This window comes from Novosphingobium sp. Chol11 (assembly GCF_900218065.1).
Classification (GTDB): Bacteria; Pseudomonadota; Alphaproteobacteria; order Sphingomonadales; family Sphingomonadaceae; genus Sphingobium; species Sphingobium agri.
In genome coordinates this window covers 126,586-139,910 of sequence record NZ_OBMU01000004.1, presented here as the reverse complement: position 1 = coordinate 139,910, position 13,325 = coordinate 126,586, and the positions used below count along the sequence as shown (strand labels likewise).

Genomic DNA, 13,325 nt, shown 5'->3' with positions numbered 1-13,325 from the left:
TCTGGAGCAAGGCAGCTTCAAGTGGCCTGGCATCCAGGACGGCGTAATGCGTCTTTCCGCCGCCCAGCTAGGCGCGCTTCTGGAGGGATTGGACTGGCGCCGGGTTCATGGCGGCCGTCGACCGCAGGCCCCGCAAATTGCCGGTTGACGGGGCTTTGCCTCACTGATTCATTGTTACCATGCTCATGCAAGCGGACCTGCCAGAAGACATCGACGCGCTTCGCGCGCTCGTCCTGGAGCAGTCCCGGATGCTGGCGGAGGAGCGGGCCGCATCTGAGGCCAGGCTGACAGAACTGGGCGTTGCCAAGGGCGAGGCGGACGCCGAGATCGAGCGCCTTCAGTCGATTATCGACGCCTTCATGCGGCATCGTTTCGGTCGCCGGTCTGAGCAACTCGATGCCGATCAGCTCCAGCTGGGACTGGAGGATGTCGAGATCGCCCTTGGACATGCCCGTGCTGCCAGAGATGCTGTTGCGCCGCGTTCCCGCAGCGATCAGCCCCGTAAAACCAACCGCGGCTCCTTGCCCGCGCATCTCGAGCGGATCGAACAGATTGTCGATATTGAGGAGAAGGTCTGCCCTTGCTGCAGCGGGGCGCTTCATCAGATCGGCGAAGATGTTGCCGAGCGGCTAGACGTCGTTCCCACGACCTTCCGCGTGCTGGTGACACGACGCCCGCGTTATGGCTGTCGCTCCTGTGAGGGCGCGATCGTCCAGGCTCCCGCTCCGGCGCGGATAGTCGAAGGCGGGATCCCGGCCGAAGCGCTGATCGCCCAGGTGCCGGTATCGAAGTATGCCGATCATGTTCCTTTATACCGACAGGCTCAGATCTACGCCCGGCAGGATATCAAGCTCGATCGCTCCACCCTGGCGGACTGGGTCGGTCGGGCAGCATGGTATTTGCGGCCATTGCGGGACCGGACCCTTGAGGAGTTGCGCCGATCCGAGCGGCTATTCGCCGACGAGACCACTGCGCCGGTGCTTGACCCGGGGCGCGGAAGGACGAAGACTGGCCAGCTATGGGCCTATGCCCGCGATGATCGGCAATGGGGTGGCGTAGGTCCGCCGATGGTCGCCTATGTCTATGCGGCAGACCGGAAGGCCGAACGGCCCGGCACCCATCTCGGAGATTTTGCAGGCATCCTGCAAGTCGACGGCTATGGCGGATACACAGCGCTTGCCAAACGCCGCGGACAGCAACTCAGCCTCGCCTTCTGTTGGTCACATGTCCGGCGCAAATTCTATGATCTTGCCGCCAGTTCCCCGGTCGCGACCGAGATCCTGCGTCGGATCGCCATGCTCTATGCCATCGAGGATGGCTGACCAAGACAATGACCGCGCTCGCCAACGGCTACCCGGCCAATCGCGTTCATGAACTCATGCCCTGGATCTACGTGGGCTGAGAACAGCGCTTACCGACGAGGTGCGCGGGACGCTGACAAAGCTGATCCCGCTCGGCCGCATGGGGCGGACCAGCGAGGTCGCGTCGGCTGCGCTGTTCTTCGCCAGCGAGGAAAGCAGCTTCGCCACGGGTGCCGAACTGCCGGTCGATGGCGGCATAGCGCAGGTCTGAAGTAGGTCTAGATCAAGGGGACCTGCCTATTTCCGAGGACGAAGGAGGAACGAGAAGCCCGCTCTATGACCGCTTTTGCCAGGCATCAGGGGGGCCTTTCCCGCAATCTGTTCCCAATTCACTTTTCCCGAAGCGTCCAATCACGGCGGGAAAACGGAAAAGTCTTGGGTGGCGTAAAGCACATGATGGAAGCCCAGCTAAGTTGACGACAGGGATTTCCGGCATCGGGTATCCGAAATCCCGTGTTTCTCGCTCATCGAGGCCTGAATGACCGCACTTACAAAGCCGACAGTCGGAATTGGGAGGCCGATGATAACAGGATATTTGTTCAGCGATGCCGCTTCAGTAACTGCCCGCCCGCGCTACTTTTCCAAGATAGCGTGCGCTGGGCTTCACGATCCGCTGTTGGCTGGCGCGGTCGACAGCGACGAGGCCGAACTGCTCGCCATACCCTGACAGCCACTCGAAATTGTCGAGGAACGACCAGTGAATGTAACCGCGCACCTCCACGCCGTCCTTTATCGCGTTGCGCAAACTGGCAAGCGCCCCGTCCATGTGGCGGACCCGGATAGTATCGTCAGCTGTGCCAATGCCGTTCTCGGTAACGACGACCGGAACCTTCGCAACGGAGGCGGCATAACGCACCGCACCGCCGAGAGAAGCGGGATAGAAGTCCTTGCCCTCGGGACCGAGCGCACCGGTCTGCGGCATAACGAAGCCTCTGTCGCCCAGCACCTTGCGACTGTAGTTTTGCACACCGATGAAGTCGTCTTCCCGCGCCGCCGTCAGCCACACGTCGTACAACGCCGAATTTAGCCGGGCGGCGCGCCCGGACACCCCAGGTGCATCCTGGATGTCGTCGATCGCTAGCGTGTATCCGACTGGAAGATCGCGTCGCACGTCCTTGATTGCCGCGCGCGCCGCGGCGTGGCAGTCGCGCACGATGGGTTTGGACTTGGAAAGATTCGAGAACAGGAAGGTGGAAAAAGTGTCCGAACCGGTCGCCTGCGCGGCGGCCTTGAGGAGTGAGGGCACCGGAGCGAAGGTCAGATTGGCCTCGTTGATCGTGCACAGCCAGTCTATGCGGTCACCCACCGCTTCAACGACGCGACGGGCGTAGCGCGCGAACAATCCCGGAGCCTCCGGATTCTCGAATCCGCCCTTTGCGGCAAACCAGCGCGGTGAGGTGAAGTGATGAAGGGTGACCATCGGTACGACCCCGTGGCGCCGGCAACTGTCGAGCACCCGGCCGTAATGAGCAAGCATCGCCGCCGAGAATAACCCTTCGTCCGGTTCGACACGCGCCCATTCGATACTGAAACGATACGTGTTCAGCCCCAGCTTAGCCAGTAGCGCGATATCGTCATCATAGCGGCTGAAATGATCACACGCGTCGCCCGAACGTTCCTTGAACGGTGTTCCGGGCAGTGCCTCCAGCAGCCAGATATCACTATTGATATTGTTGCCTTCGACCTGGTGTGCGGCCGTTGCAGCTCCCCAGAGAAATCCCGGTTTCCTGCGTTGAGACATGGTGCGGGCGGCAGCGGGAGCGACAGCGAGGGCTGCTGCTGCCGGCAGAAAACTCAGTGCCTGCCGTCTATCTAACACCCGCCTGCTCCCATAGCTCTGTCTGATCTACGCACGATCTACGCCCGTCACTCTACGCTATGTCCCGTGATGGGGTCAATAACAGGTCGGGACCGTTCTATTATTGTTCATCCAAGCCGCTCCCGAGGCGACATGAACGAGCGGCTGATTATTAGAAGCGGACCGATAAGCATACGTCCGGCTATAGGCGTGAGCGGACCTGTCGCAAAACACATGATTGTCGCATATGATTTTCGGGCCAAATTGCAGTTCTGAATTCGCCTAGATTGCATGCACGACAAGCGCTGTCGGAGTTGCGAACTGAACGACAACTCGCCTATAGGGTTTACCGGTTGCCCTGTAGATGATCGATGCCTTCGTTCGGCGAAGCGAGTGCGTGCCATACTCGCTTCGCATCAGACCGACCCCTGTCACCCATTCATCGACAAGCCGGGCATATTGGCGGGTGCTGAGATGCCCACTATGATCAACCCTGCTGGGAAAGACATACTCGTCCACCGTGCCGCCCCGCCGCTCGAGCCAAGCCAGCAGGCTGGCCCGAGCGTCTGGGAGCAGCTCGAACTGAACAGGCCGGCCAGTTTTCTGCTGCATCACAATTGCCCGCGTTCGGATCTGCCCGCCGCTGACAAGGTCTCCGATTTTCAACTGCACCAGGTCGCAGCCCCGAAGTTTGCTGTCGATCGCCAGGTCGAACAGCGCCCTGTCTCGCAAGCGGTGCCGCTGATTGAGGTAAAATCGGATCTCCCAAATTTGCTTCGGTTTCAGAGCGCGCTTCGCGCCGACGGTCCGTCCGGCGTTCCAGACTTGGCGCTTTGTGGCGGTGGTGGTGGGTACGGTTTCAGGCATCTCCATGATCATTCTCCGATGGCCAGAGTGGCCGTCCGAAGAACGCTTTGGCGCCTGATAAGCAGGAATGCCCGGAGGCACCTGCCGACCAACTCAAGACGTAATCAACTCGCCCTCGAACGGCCGCTCCTGCCGAAACCTGTCATTGCAAAGCCGATCTCAGTTTGATGGGGTATCGATTGCGTGCTGCCATACGCATGGTGTTGTCGCCGCGCTGCAACTCGCTTGAGACTATGCGAGCCGTCCAGCGGTGAAGTCGCGCGCGAGTGCGATGAACGCTTGGAAAGCTGCGGAGGAGTTGCGCCGGTTGAAATAGGGGGCGGAAGGGGCGGCGTCCAGTCTTCAAGAATGCGCACAAGCCGACCCGCAGCGACGTCATCACGGACATCGGGTTCCATGAGATAGCCGAGCCCACGCTGTCAACCCTGTCGTAGTGGGGCCCGTCGCCGCCCTAGGGGGCGTCAGCTTCGCGGCGGGAGCGTTCGGTACGGCCTATCTGGCCGCAGGCGCCATCTTCATCATGAGCATCGGCAGGCGCAGCTGGAAGATGCAGCGGCAGTGAAGCCGCGCCGGAACGATGACTAAGGGCGGCCGTATCAGGCCGCCCCCACTCCCATTTAATGCCGCTAGCTAGAGAGCAGCAGCTTCAAGGCCGCATCGAGGAACCACCATCCACTGAAAGCGTCTGGCCAGTGACCCATTCGCCGTCGCGCGAAAACAGCATCGCCACCATGGCGGCGATATCGGACGTTTCGCCCAGGCGGCCAGCGGGAATGGCGCCCTTCATCTGTTCAACCACAGCCTTGTCCATGCGTTCCTTGACCTGGTCGCTGAGGACCAGCCCCGGAAGGATCGCGTTGGCCCGCACCCCTTCAGGACCCCAGCGGCGGGCGATATGGCGCATGAGCGCATTCATGGCGGACTTTGCCATGGCGTAGGAGAAACGCTGCGCCTCCCCTGCATGGGCAGCACCCGAGCTCATGAAGACGAGCGCCCCACGATTGGCAACGATGTGCGGCAAGGCCAGCCGCGCGCACATCATGACCCCCCGCATGCCCACCGCCATGGTGCGGTCGAAGATAGCCAGATCGATGGCAAGCAAATCGCTGTCCTGCGTCAGCGCCGCCATGTCCGCAGCGTTGGCGAGAAGGAAATCGATCGTGCCATATTCCCGCACCGTCGCCTCGATCAGCGACGCCACGGAGGCGTCGTCGGCCTGGTCATAGCCGTGTGCTGCGCAGATTCCACCGCTTTCCCGGATGGATTTGGCAGTCGCTTCTGCGGCGTCGGCGAAAAGATCGCCGATCATCACCTTGCATCCCTCAGCCGCGAGCCGCCGCGCGGTTTCGCCCCCGATGCCGCCACCCCCCGCGATCAGTGCGACTTTACCTGCCAGGCCGCGATCCGGCGTTTCCATATTCACCACAATGCTCTCCCATTCTGCTGCCTTTTTTGGCTTACCCAGATAGTTGCGTGTCGACTCTGCAAACCATAACCCGTCATGACCACCGCCGATGCGATCGTCATGCTCGTTTCCGCATCAGCTGAGATAGCGTGCGCGGTAGTCGGCGAATTCGCGCTTGATCGCTTCCTCCTCCAGGCCAAAGCGCTCCAGCGAATAGTCGTGCATTGGCCGCTGCTCGCGCTTGTTGCCGGCCAGGAACTCGTTCAGCACGGCCTCGACTTCAGCATCGATCGGGATGCCGAAGCGGGACAGGACGCGCTCCGCCTGCGCCATCGGTTCCTTGCCGACCTCGCGATAGTCGATGTCGATGAATCGATCCTCGCCGATCCGCCCACGCGCAGCCTCGAACATGCGCATCCACTCGACGAGGCGAGGGAACCAGAAGTCGCCGACCTGCTTGTCGGTCAGCGTCGCGCTCAGCTTGTAGAGCGCCGCCTGCATGGACACGTAGGACGGCACCGTCTGCACCGGATCGCGATGCGTCATGATCAGCAGGGCGTCAGGGAACGCCTTCGCCGCGGTTTCGGCATAGGGAAGGTTGGACGGGCTCTTGAGGATCCACTTCTTGCCGCGCCGCGCGGGGTCTTGCCACTGAAGATATTTGAGGATGGTCTTCAGATCCTCATGCCCCTTCGACTGGTCATAGCCATTCAGCCAGCGTGTGAAGCTGGGGACGTGGTTCATGCCCTCGATCATGGTGGACACGAACATCTGCCCCAGGACGAGTATCTCCTCATCAGGGGCATCCGGATCGAGCGGGTGGATGGAGGCAAGTTCGGGCGCAAGCTGGAGCCAGCCGTCGATCATCTGTTGCGCATAGGCGCGGCGTTCCACCGGCTTGCCTCGCTCCTCGCCCGGAAACGGCGCAAAATTCTGCGCCTCGAACCAGCGCAGGCCGGTCATGCCGGGCGCGCTCGCCAGCAGGCGCTGGAAAATGGTGCTGCCGGTGCGCGGCAGGCCCAGGATGATGCCAGCGACCTCAACCTTTTCATCCAGTATCTCGGGATGGCGCCTGATGTCATCGACCATGCGCAGGCGGCTGACCAGCCCCTTGACGATCACCTCCGTCTGCGCAGCATGGCCGGCAGGTGTCAGATGACCCTCCGCGTTCGAGGCTGCAAGGAACTGGTCCATCGGCTCCAGAAACCACAGGCCGCCGAAGTCGGACAGCCCCGCCCGGTCGCGCGCCTCTGCGAGCAGCGCATCCCGGTCCAACAGCGGGGTTTCAGTTGTCTCGAAATGGGTAGCCATGATGATGTCTCTCTATTGAAGAACGAAAACAAACGCGCGTTTTCGTGAGCGTCCGCCGGTCCAGTGATTATTGCAGAGCTGTTCCGGCGGAGCTGACGGTTGGCGCTGCCCGCATGGCAGCAGCATCACTCCACTTGTTCGCCGCTATGATGCTAGTTACCTCGGCCAGCGCCTGCCTGCCGGATTTCTCCAAATCGGCGAGCGGCACCAGATAGGCCCGTACGCTCGGAGGGGTTTCGCACTTGATGAAACGAAGGCTCATGGTGCCATGGCGGTGCTGGAAGGCATCGATCCAGTTACCGCCGATGCCGGGATCCTTGTCCGCAATTACCACATAGGCCGAACCGTCTGGTTCGAGAATAGCGCGGCGGTTCTCGATATAGCCCTTCTCCTGCTCGTAGATGTCCAGATTTTCCTGGAAGATGTTGAGCAGCTGGAAAATCCAGTTTTCAGCAGGCGGCACTTCAAAATGGAATATGAGGGCGTGATCCTCGGGCTTCTCCCACACACCGAACGCGTGGTGCCGATCTGCTACGCCACCATTGCTGAGATAGACCCCGCGAGAGAATTGCAGCTGGTTCTTGCGCTTCGACAGATTGTCGAACCACCAAGCGCGGGGCAGTTCAGCATAGCCCCGCACCATCTGCGCGGCACGAGCAAGATTGGTGGCAAGTTCAGCTGGGCGCACCGGACGCTGCTGGGGATGATCCAGCCGTTCTATGTGCATCACGGGATTGATTTCCCGCGCACGGTCCTGATGGACGATGCGGACGAGCAGTCCGACGCTCTCCTCGTCGATCTTCAGCCAGTTGCGTCCATCCGCCGGAGCTTCACGCGTCAGCATGACTTCGAAATTGCCGTCTGCGTCGAAGTCGATGCTGTCGCTTTGCAGGAAAGCGGTGGTGAACAGCATCGCCGGGTCGAACTCCTTCAGGCTCTCAACTCCCGCATCAGCCCAATCCTGCGCGCCCACGTCCAGGTTCTGCGCCGCTTTCCACACGCCGATCACAAAATAATCGACTGTGCCGCGGTTGCCCCACATCCGGTACTCGTAGCCCGGTTCGAACCACTCCGACAAAAGGTGATCCTGCCCCGGATGCTGCGCGTTGATTGAACAGCGGAAGGGCGTATCGCGAAGCCGCGGAGTATCGGGCTCGCTATTCTCAACAAAGCGCTCCAGCCCGTTGCGCGCCAGGCGGGTAAGATAGCGATACCATTCAGTGCGATCCTGCGCGTCCGGCACATCACCCCAGCGCGCGATCTCATGCCCAGTCAGACGCAGCGTCTCGCAAAAGTCGTCCCAGGCGCGTCCCTCCAGGAGGCGCTGGCTCGCAATATCGGTCATGGCATAACCTCCCTATGGGGCTCTTACGTTTCGATAAGGTCCTTACCCGCCTGGGCAAAGGATGAGATGGTGAGCGATTGCGACGCGCCCGGATGAGCGTCCGGCGGACTGCGCACGCGCCGCCAACCCGGAAAGTGCCGCTACAGTCACGGCATTAGCATCCTTGTCTGCGTAGCGAGTTCGCTGGCGATGGGCGTCCTTCACCACTAGCCGGCAACCGTATAGCCGCCGTCAACGGCCAGGGTTTGTCCGGTGATCCAGCTGGCATCACCGCTGGTGAGGAACAGGATTGCCGAAGAAATGTCTTCCGGGTCTCCCAAGCGCCCCAGCGGGGTGCGGCCCAGAGTTGGTGCTGTCCAGGCGTCCTGCGCGAAGGTGCCCGCTGTCATGCCGCTCCGGGTCAGACCCGCCGCGACCGCGTTCACCCGCACTCCCTGCGGCCCGTACTTCACAGCCAGCGTACGGGTGAGGCCTACAAGGCCGGTCTTGGCAGCGCCATAGCCTGGAACAATGGCAATGCCGAAGAAGGAACTCATCGATGCGATACTGACGATCGATGCTCCCCCTTTGAGGTCGCTGGCGATCAGCCGGTCAGTCAGCCGCTGCGAAACGCGGAAAGCACCCACCAAAAGCATGTTCACGGCACGGGCGAAGACATCCGGTTCGTATTCATCGAGGCCGAGGCTGGGCAGCGCCATTCCCGCATTATTGATGAGAATGTCGAGCGCGGGCACCTGTGCAGCCATGGCGCCTATGCTGTCGCCATCCTCGATGTCCATCGGCAGGTAGCAATAGCCGGATAGATCGGCATCGTAGCGATCGGCAGAAGCGCGCGTGCCGGTGATCGTCACTTCCGCGCCGGCGGCTCGGTATGCGGCAGCCGTCGCTGCGCCGATCCCGCTGGTTCCTCCCGTGACGAGCACCTTGGCGCCGCTGAAATCATGATGCATCGAATTCATGTCACTTACCTTTTCGCCCTGCGAGGCGATACACTTGGAGATGCGCGCCCGAGCTTATCTGTCCCGGAGCGCCCTGACCGGTGCTGTGCGCGTCAGCGAGCAGACCGAGAGCAGTTCCCGCGTTAGCCGCTGATCCTCGCCCTTCTGCAACTGATGCCATTGCGGTCAATTCTCCAGCCGGACCGGATAGCGTTCGTAGTAGAAGGCGAAGCGGCGGCGCGCCTCGGCCTCGTCGATCCCGAATGTGCCTTCAAGGTCGTAGATGACCTTGCCGTGTTTGTTGCGTGGATTTTCTTCGAGATAGCCCAGCAGCTGGCGCTCCACCTCTGGCGTGAGGTCGAGCCCGGCCAACGCATAGACCTGGCGCATCACCTTTTCCTGATCGGCCATATATTCGTGGAACAGGATGTCTGCCGACTGTTCCGGACCCCATGCCTCCCGCTGGTCGACGCAGGCGCGCAGCAGTCGCTCAATACGGTCAAGCCACAAGCGGCCGAGCGCGGGCGGGTCCACCGGGTCGCGGCGAATGCGATCGCAATAGCCCACCATGGTGGTTAGCGAGCGAAGGACGGCGATCGGGTCACGGTGGGTGATGACCATCGTCGCATCGGGGAACACCTGCTTAATCGCAGCCAGATTTTCCATGTGCTGCGGCGATTTCAGCAGCCAGCGGTTCGGCCCCCTGTGCCAGGTCAGCACCTGCAACACCTTCTTCTCATAGGCATAGCTGGGCGTGCGATCATGCGCGAAATAATGGTCGATCCAGCGCGGGATCCGCGATTGATATTCCCAGCTGTAGCAGTTGAGATCCATGTAGAGGAGTTCATTGTCCTCATGGATTGAGGCTGCGTCCATGCCGTGCATTGCCGCCATGTGCGGCAACATCGCTTCAAACGCGCCCCACAGTTCGGCGCTGCGCGCCTGCCGCGGGTCGACGTCGCCAGGCGCTGGCACGTGGGCGGGCACCGGCTCTTCCGACTCCCATAGCGTCAACGACCGCAGCCGCTCGTCGCGCGCCAGCCAGTTGACGAGATGGGTGGTGCCCGAACGCGGCAACCCGGCGATGAACAACGGCCTGTCTATAACGATGTCGAGGATTACGGGATAGCGCTTGACGATATCTTCTATCCGCAGCCGGTTGGCCATGACGCGCACCATATGCTGGAGCAGCGTGATGCGGCCGCCCCTTGTCAGGCCTTCATCCTCGTCCCACGCCTGCAGCGTGACCGCCATGCGCTCGCGAAAGCTTTGGTCCGCCCCGAAATCGGTCAGCCCGTCGGCTGCCGCCGTGGCGCGGGCGAGGACCTGCTCGACGCTCAGCCGGTCGGGATGATCGGGATCACCTTGCCGCGCCGCCGCGATCGCCTGCGTCACGACCGGATCGGCCATGTCGTCGATGTGGATGTCGTGCGGCTCGGCGGCCACGCTGTTGTTCATACCCTCTCCATTCAATGCTGTACTGCGCGCGCACCGGCGGGCCGATGCCCTCAAGCTGCCTGCGGAAACGTAACGATGACCTTGGCGGAGCCATCCACGTTAGCGGCGGTCTCGAACGCCTCCTCGAGCCGGTCGAAGTCGAAATGGTGGCTGATAAGCGGGCTAACATCGATCGATCCGCTCGCCAGCATCGCCAGGCATTCCAAAAATTCATCCTTCCGGTCGTCGGCGATCGATCCAGACACGCTGAACTCATTGGCCATCATCTTCCACAGATTCATCGGCACCGGCTTCTTGTGCAGCGCCACGATGACGATCTGCGCGCGGAATTTGGCTACATCGAGAACATCTTCCAGAGCCTTCGGCGATCCCGCAGCGTCGATGAACACATCAGTGCCGACGAACGGCATGCCGAACCGCTCGCCAGTTCCATGTGCTTGCCCGATCTTCTCCACCATCCGCTCGCGTCCGGGGTTGATGGTGACGGAGGCGCCGAGCGCGCGGGCGCGCTCCAACCGCGCATCCGACAGATCAGCGACCACGATGTTTTCTACGCCGCGATGTCGCAGACAGATGACGGTGCACAAGCCGATCGGTCCGGCGCCAAGCACCACGACCTTGCTGTCAGGAGTGACGCCGCCAATGTTAATGCCGTGCAGGCTGACCGACAGGGGTTCGGCCAAGGCCGCTCTGTCAAACGGCAGCGTGTCCGGGATGAAACAGATGTCCTGTTCGGCCCGTGCATCAGGGATCAAGATGAAGGGCGCAAAAGCACCTGTTCCCCCACCGCCCCCAATCATCCCGCGATCGGGGTTCACGGCGCAACGCTGCCCAGGGGCAATGCCGACCACCTCGTCGCCGACCTGTTCGACAGTACCGGCAAATTCATGCCCGATCGCGAGCGGCTCCAACAATTCAGCGTCCCCGCCTAGTCCACCGCCCGCGACATAGCCCAGATCGCTGCCGCACACGCCGGTGGCTCCGATACGGACCAGCACGTCACGTGCACCGATCTTTGGAACCGGCACCTCGTCAATGCGCATGTCGCCTTTGCCGTGAACACGGGCGAGCCGCATAGTCGCGGGTCTGGCGGCGCCATACTGCCCTCGCTCATCCGCCTTGCCATTCCCCATCCCATCCTCCTGCAGCGCTTCGACGAATCGTTCTTATGGGTAGACTCACGAGTTTACCCATGCAAGCATTGCGTGATCGGACCAACTCGTGGATAGCCAGACAGACAATGCCGATGAGCCGGAGATCAGACGCGACCCGTAAAATCGCAGAGCCGGCCGCCCCGTCTGCCTTACCCATTGACCGGAAGGCTGACTTGTTGCGCGTTGCGCGAAAACATTTCCTTTCCAAGGGCTTCCGCGATGCAAAGATGGACGAGATTGCGCTCGCCGCCGGAATCTCGAAGCGGACGCTTTACCTGTGGCACGCCAGCAAGGCCGATCTTTTTCGCGCGTGCATGGCGCAGGGAGGGCTTGAATTTCCGGTGCTCGCGCCTGAGGACGGCGCCAATGTGCAAGAGGCCCTAGCGCGTTTCGCGTTGGCGCTTGCTTCCCGATTATCAGAGCCCGCCCATCTAGAGATGGGTCGTTTGCTGCTGAAGGACCAGCAGGAATTCGCCGAATTCATGCCGGAGGCGAGGCGCGTTTACGCGCTGCATTTGATCGAACCGCTTGCACAATGGCTGCGTCGCAATGGCTTGGAGATGGAAGGCAAGACCGGACGCACGCGGCTGTTCGTAGCCATGGTCCTGGCATTTGTTCACGAGGCGCTGCTGCTCGGCGCCGACGACCCAGGACAGGAAGAAAAGGAGCAGCAGATCGAATTGGCCGTCAATATCTTCATGCGCGGTGCGCACACGAGATGATCAACATTCCGCGCAAGTCCGGGGGTGGCCTATCGTCGACCTGATAGTGCGTGTTGAGGCGTGCCCAGACATTTCGCGAACCGAGAGTTGACAGGAGGACGTACGAGCCATGAGCTCCAATTTAGAACAGCTACAGCACTCGACGGCGTCGCTCGGCTTGCCATCGCCGGATCAGATTGGCTTTGTCGTCCGGAACCTGGAGGATGCAATGCGGCTCTACGCCCCGCTGTTCGGGCCGTTCAAGCTGACCGACTATGGGCCGAGCCAGGCCTCCTATCGCGGCAGCCCTCCTTCGGATTCCACGCTCAGGTTCGCGTTCGGCAGGATCGGCGCGCTCGAAATTGAACTGATCGAATGGTCGGACGGCGACACTCCCCATGGCGATTTTATCAGGCGCGGGCGTGAGGGCGTGCATCATCTGCGCTTTCGGGTGGATGATATCGATCACTGGTCCAAGAAGCTGATTGATGCTGGATATGCAGCGGTGTGGGGCGCCCGGATGAGCCCCGATATCGCATATATGTATTTCGAGCAGCCCGGAGACGATCTCTATCTCGAGCTGCTCGAATATCCAGAGGGCGGCGACCCGACGAGCCCGATGAGCTAAAGACTATTCTGCGCCAATGATCCAGGTGCGGCCGTAATCTTCAACACACCTCCGGCTATCACCGCTGCAACATCCAAGTTGGCAGCGTCCATGGCAGACGTGCAAGCTTTGCCTCGGCCGCACCTGATGCGCCGGGTACTAAAGCCGCTGGTTTCACTATAGCTATCCGCGGCAGGGGACGCCGACGCCAATGTTCTACTCCTGGAGTCGTAGGAGGCGCCCCTGCCTCGCGATGCATTTCGCCAGGAGCTATCGCCGAGAATGCTGCTCGCCTGTAGACTACGATGGGCAAGCCAGCCGGTTGAACGTCACAGAGTGCTGGCTGGAGTGGGGGCTGACACAACATCAGCCTTTGACGG

The 13,325-nt window shown here is 61.4% G+C and carries 13 protein-coding genes and 2 pseudogenes; 6 read left to right on the top strand and 9 right to left on the bottom strand.

The genetic code is table 11. The features are described 5' to 3' along the window. Window position 1: 1 nt before the first annotated feature. From tnpB to NCHOL11_RS17060, 3 genes and pseudogenes are all read left to right on the top strand, one after another. Window positions 2-148: an IS66 family insertion sequence element accessory protein TnpB gene (gene tnpB / locus NCHOL11_RS18850; RefSeq protein ID WP_369680255.1), complete on the top strand. Its 147-nt coding sequence runs from the start codon at window positions 2-4 to the stop codon at window positions 146-148. A gap of 100 nt (window positions 149-248) precedes the next feature. Further along, a pseudogene (tnpC, locus tag NCHOL11_RS17065) lies at window positions 249-1,313 on the top strand (IS66 family transposase); the annotation flags it as partial. Window positions 1,314-1,422: 109 nt separating this feature from the next. Next, complete coding sequence (locus NCHOL11_RS17060) at window positions 1,423-1,572, top strand: SDR family oxidoreductase (protein WP_255254896.1); 150 nt, start codon at window positions 1,423-1,425, stop codon at window positions 1,570-1,572. 342 nt (window positions 1,573-1,914) lie between these two features. Here the strand turns inward: NCHOL11_RS17060 and NCHOL11_RS17055 are convergent, their stop codons facing one another. The 3 genes and pseudogenes from NCHOL11_RS17055 to NCHOL11_RS18705 form a co-directional block, all read right to left on the bottom strand. Further along, window positions 1,915-3,102, bottom strand: a complete 1,188-nt coding sequence (locus NCHOL11_RS17055; protein ID WP_097093787.1) for a glycoside hydrolase family 1 protein — start codon at window positions 3,100-3,102, stop codon at window positions 1,915-1,917. Window positions 3,103-3,441: 339 nt separating this feature from the next. Continuing rightward, window positions 3,442-4,032 carry a tyrosine-type recombinase/integrase gene (locus NCHOL11_RS17050; RefSeq protein ID WP_255254895.1) on the bottom strand — a complete coding sequence of 197 codons (591 nt, stop codon included), beginning with the start codon at window positions 4,030-4,032 and terminating at the stop codon, window positions 3,442-3,444. A gap of 225 nt (window positions 4,033-4,257) precedes the next feature. Continuing rightward, window positions 4,258-4,439 (bottom strand): annotated as a pseudogene (locus tag NCHOL11_RS18705) (LysR family transcriptional regulator); the annotation flags it as partial. A 20-nt stretch (window positions 4,440-4,459) separates the two neighbouring features. Here NCHOL11_RS18705 and NCHOL11_RS18700 point away from each other — a divergent pair. After that, on the top strand, window positions 4,460-4,588 hold the full coding sequence (locus tag NCHOL11_RS18700; protein ID WP_255254894.1) for a hypothetical protein: 129 nt from the start codon (window positions 4,460-4,462) through the stop codon (window positions 4,586-4,588). 84 nt (window positions 4,589-4,672) lie between these two features. On the opposite strand, the gene NCHOL11_RS17040 is transcribed toward NCHOL11_RS18700, so the two are convergent. From NCHOL11_RS17040 to NCHOL11_RS17015, 6 genes are all read right to left on the bottom strand, one after another. Next, window positions 4,673-5,443: an SDR family NAD(P)-dependent oxidoreductase gene (locus NCHOL11_RS17040; protein WP_097093786.1), complete on the bottom strand. Its 771-nt coding sequence runs from the start codon at window positions 5,441-5,443 to the stop codon at window positions 4,673-4,675. Between the two features lie 123 nt (window positions 5,444-5,566). Then, complete coding sequence (locus tag NCHOL11_RS17035) at window positions 5,567-6,742, bottom strand: sulfotransferase family protein (RefSeq protein ID WP_097093785.1); 1,176 nt, start codon at window positions 6,740-6,742, stop codon at window positions 5,567-5,569. A gap of 67 nt (window positions 6,743-6,809) precedes the next feature. Then, window positions 6,810-8,087, bottom strand: a complete 1,278-nt coding sequence (locus NCHOL11_RS17030; RefSeq protein ID WP_141397907.1) for a DUF1214 domain-containing protein — start codon at window positions 8,085-8,087, stop codon at window positions 6,810-6,812. 206 nt (window positions 8,088-8,293) lie between these two features. Further along, complete coding sequence (locus tag NCHOL11_RS17025; protein ID WP_097093784.1) at window positions 8,294-9,046, bottom strand: SDR family NAD(P)-dependent oxidoreductase; 753 nt, start codon at window positions 9,044-9,046, stop codon at window positions 8,294-8,296. 165 nt (window positions 9,047-9,211) lie between these two features. Next, window positions 9,212-10,483 (bottom strand): sulfotransferase family protein, encoded by a 1,272-nt coding sequence (locus tag NCHOL11_RS17020; protein WP_097093783.1) that lies wholly within the window; start codon window positions 10,481-10,483, stop codon window positions 9,212-9,214. Window positions 10,484-10,533: 50 nt separating this feature from the next. Beyond that, window positions 10,534-11,616 carry a zinc-dependent alcohol dehydrogenase gene (locus NCHOL11_RS17015; RefSeq protein WP_255254893.1) on the bottom strand — a complete coding sequence of 361 codons (1,083 nt, stop codon included), beginning with the start codon at window positions 11,614-11,616 and terminating at the stop codon, window positions 10,534-10,536. 194 nt (window positions 11,617-11,810) lie between these two features. Between NCHOL11_RS17015 and NCHOL11_RS17010 the strand changes: the two genes are divergently transcribed. Both NCHOL11_RS17010 and NCHOL11_RS17005 read left to right on the top strand, forming a co-directional pair. Then, the gene (locus NCHOL11_RS17010) at window positions 11,811-12,359 is read left to right on the top strand and encodes a TetR/AcrR family transcriptional regulator (protein WP_176502356.1); all 549 of its coding nucleotides are present in this window, start codon (window positions 11,811-11,813) and stop codon (window positions 12,357-12,359) included. A 109-nt stretch (window positions 12,360-12,468) separates the two neighbouring features. Beyond that, window positions 12,469-12,966, top strand: a complete 498-nt coding sequence (locus NCHOL11_RS17005; protein WP_097093780.1) for a VOC family protein — start codon at window positions 12,469-12,471, stop codon at window positions 12,964-12,966. The last annotated feature ends 359 nt before the right edge of the window (window positions 12,967-13,325 follow it).

Coding starts and splice junctions, on each gene's coding strand:
- NCHOL11_RS17055 (WP_097093787.1), bottom strand. CDS start 3,102: ATGTCTCAACGCAGGAAACCGGGATTTCTCTGGGGAGCTGCAACGGCC.
- NCHOL11_RS17050 (WP_255254895.1), bottom strand. CDS start 4,032: ATGGAGATGCCTGAAACCGTACCCACCACCACCGCCACAAAGCGCCAA.
- NCHOL11_RS17040 (WP_097093786.1), bottom strand. CDS start 5,443: ATGGAAACGCCGGATCGCGGCCTGGCAGGTAAAGTCGCACTGATCGCG.
- NCHOL11_RS17035 (WP_097093785.1), bottom strand. CDS start 6,742: ATGGCTACCCATTTCGAGACAACTGAAACCCCGCTGTTGGACCGGGAT.
- NCHOL11_RS17030 (WP_141397907.1), bottom strand. CDS start 8,087: ATGACCGATATTGCGAGCCAGCGCCTCCTGGAGGGACGCGCCTGGGAC.
- NCHOL11_RS17025 (WP_097093784.1), bottom strand. CDS start 9,046: ATGAATTCGATGCATCATGATTTCAGCGGCGCCAAGGTGCTCGTCACG.
- NCHOL11_RS17020 (WP_097093783.1), bottom strand. CDS start 10,483: ATGAACAACAGCGTGGCCGCCGAGCCGCACGACATCCACATCGACGAC.
- NCHOL11_RS17015 (WP_255254893.1), bottom strand. CDS start 11,616: ATGGGGAATGGCAAGGCGGATGAGCGAGGGCAGTATGGCGCCGCCAGA.
- NCHOL11_RS17005 (WP_097093780.1), top strand. CDS start 12,469: ATGAGCTCCAATTTAGAACAGCTACAGCACTCGACGGCGTCGCTCGGC.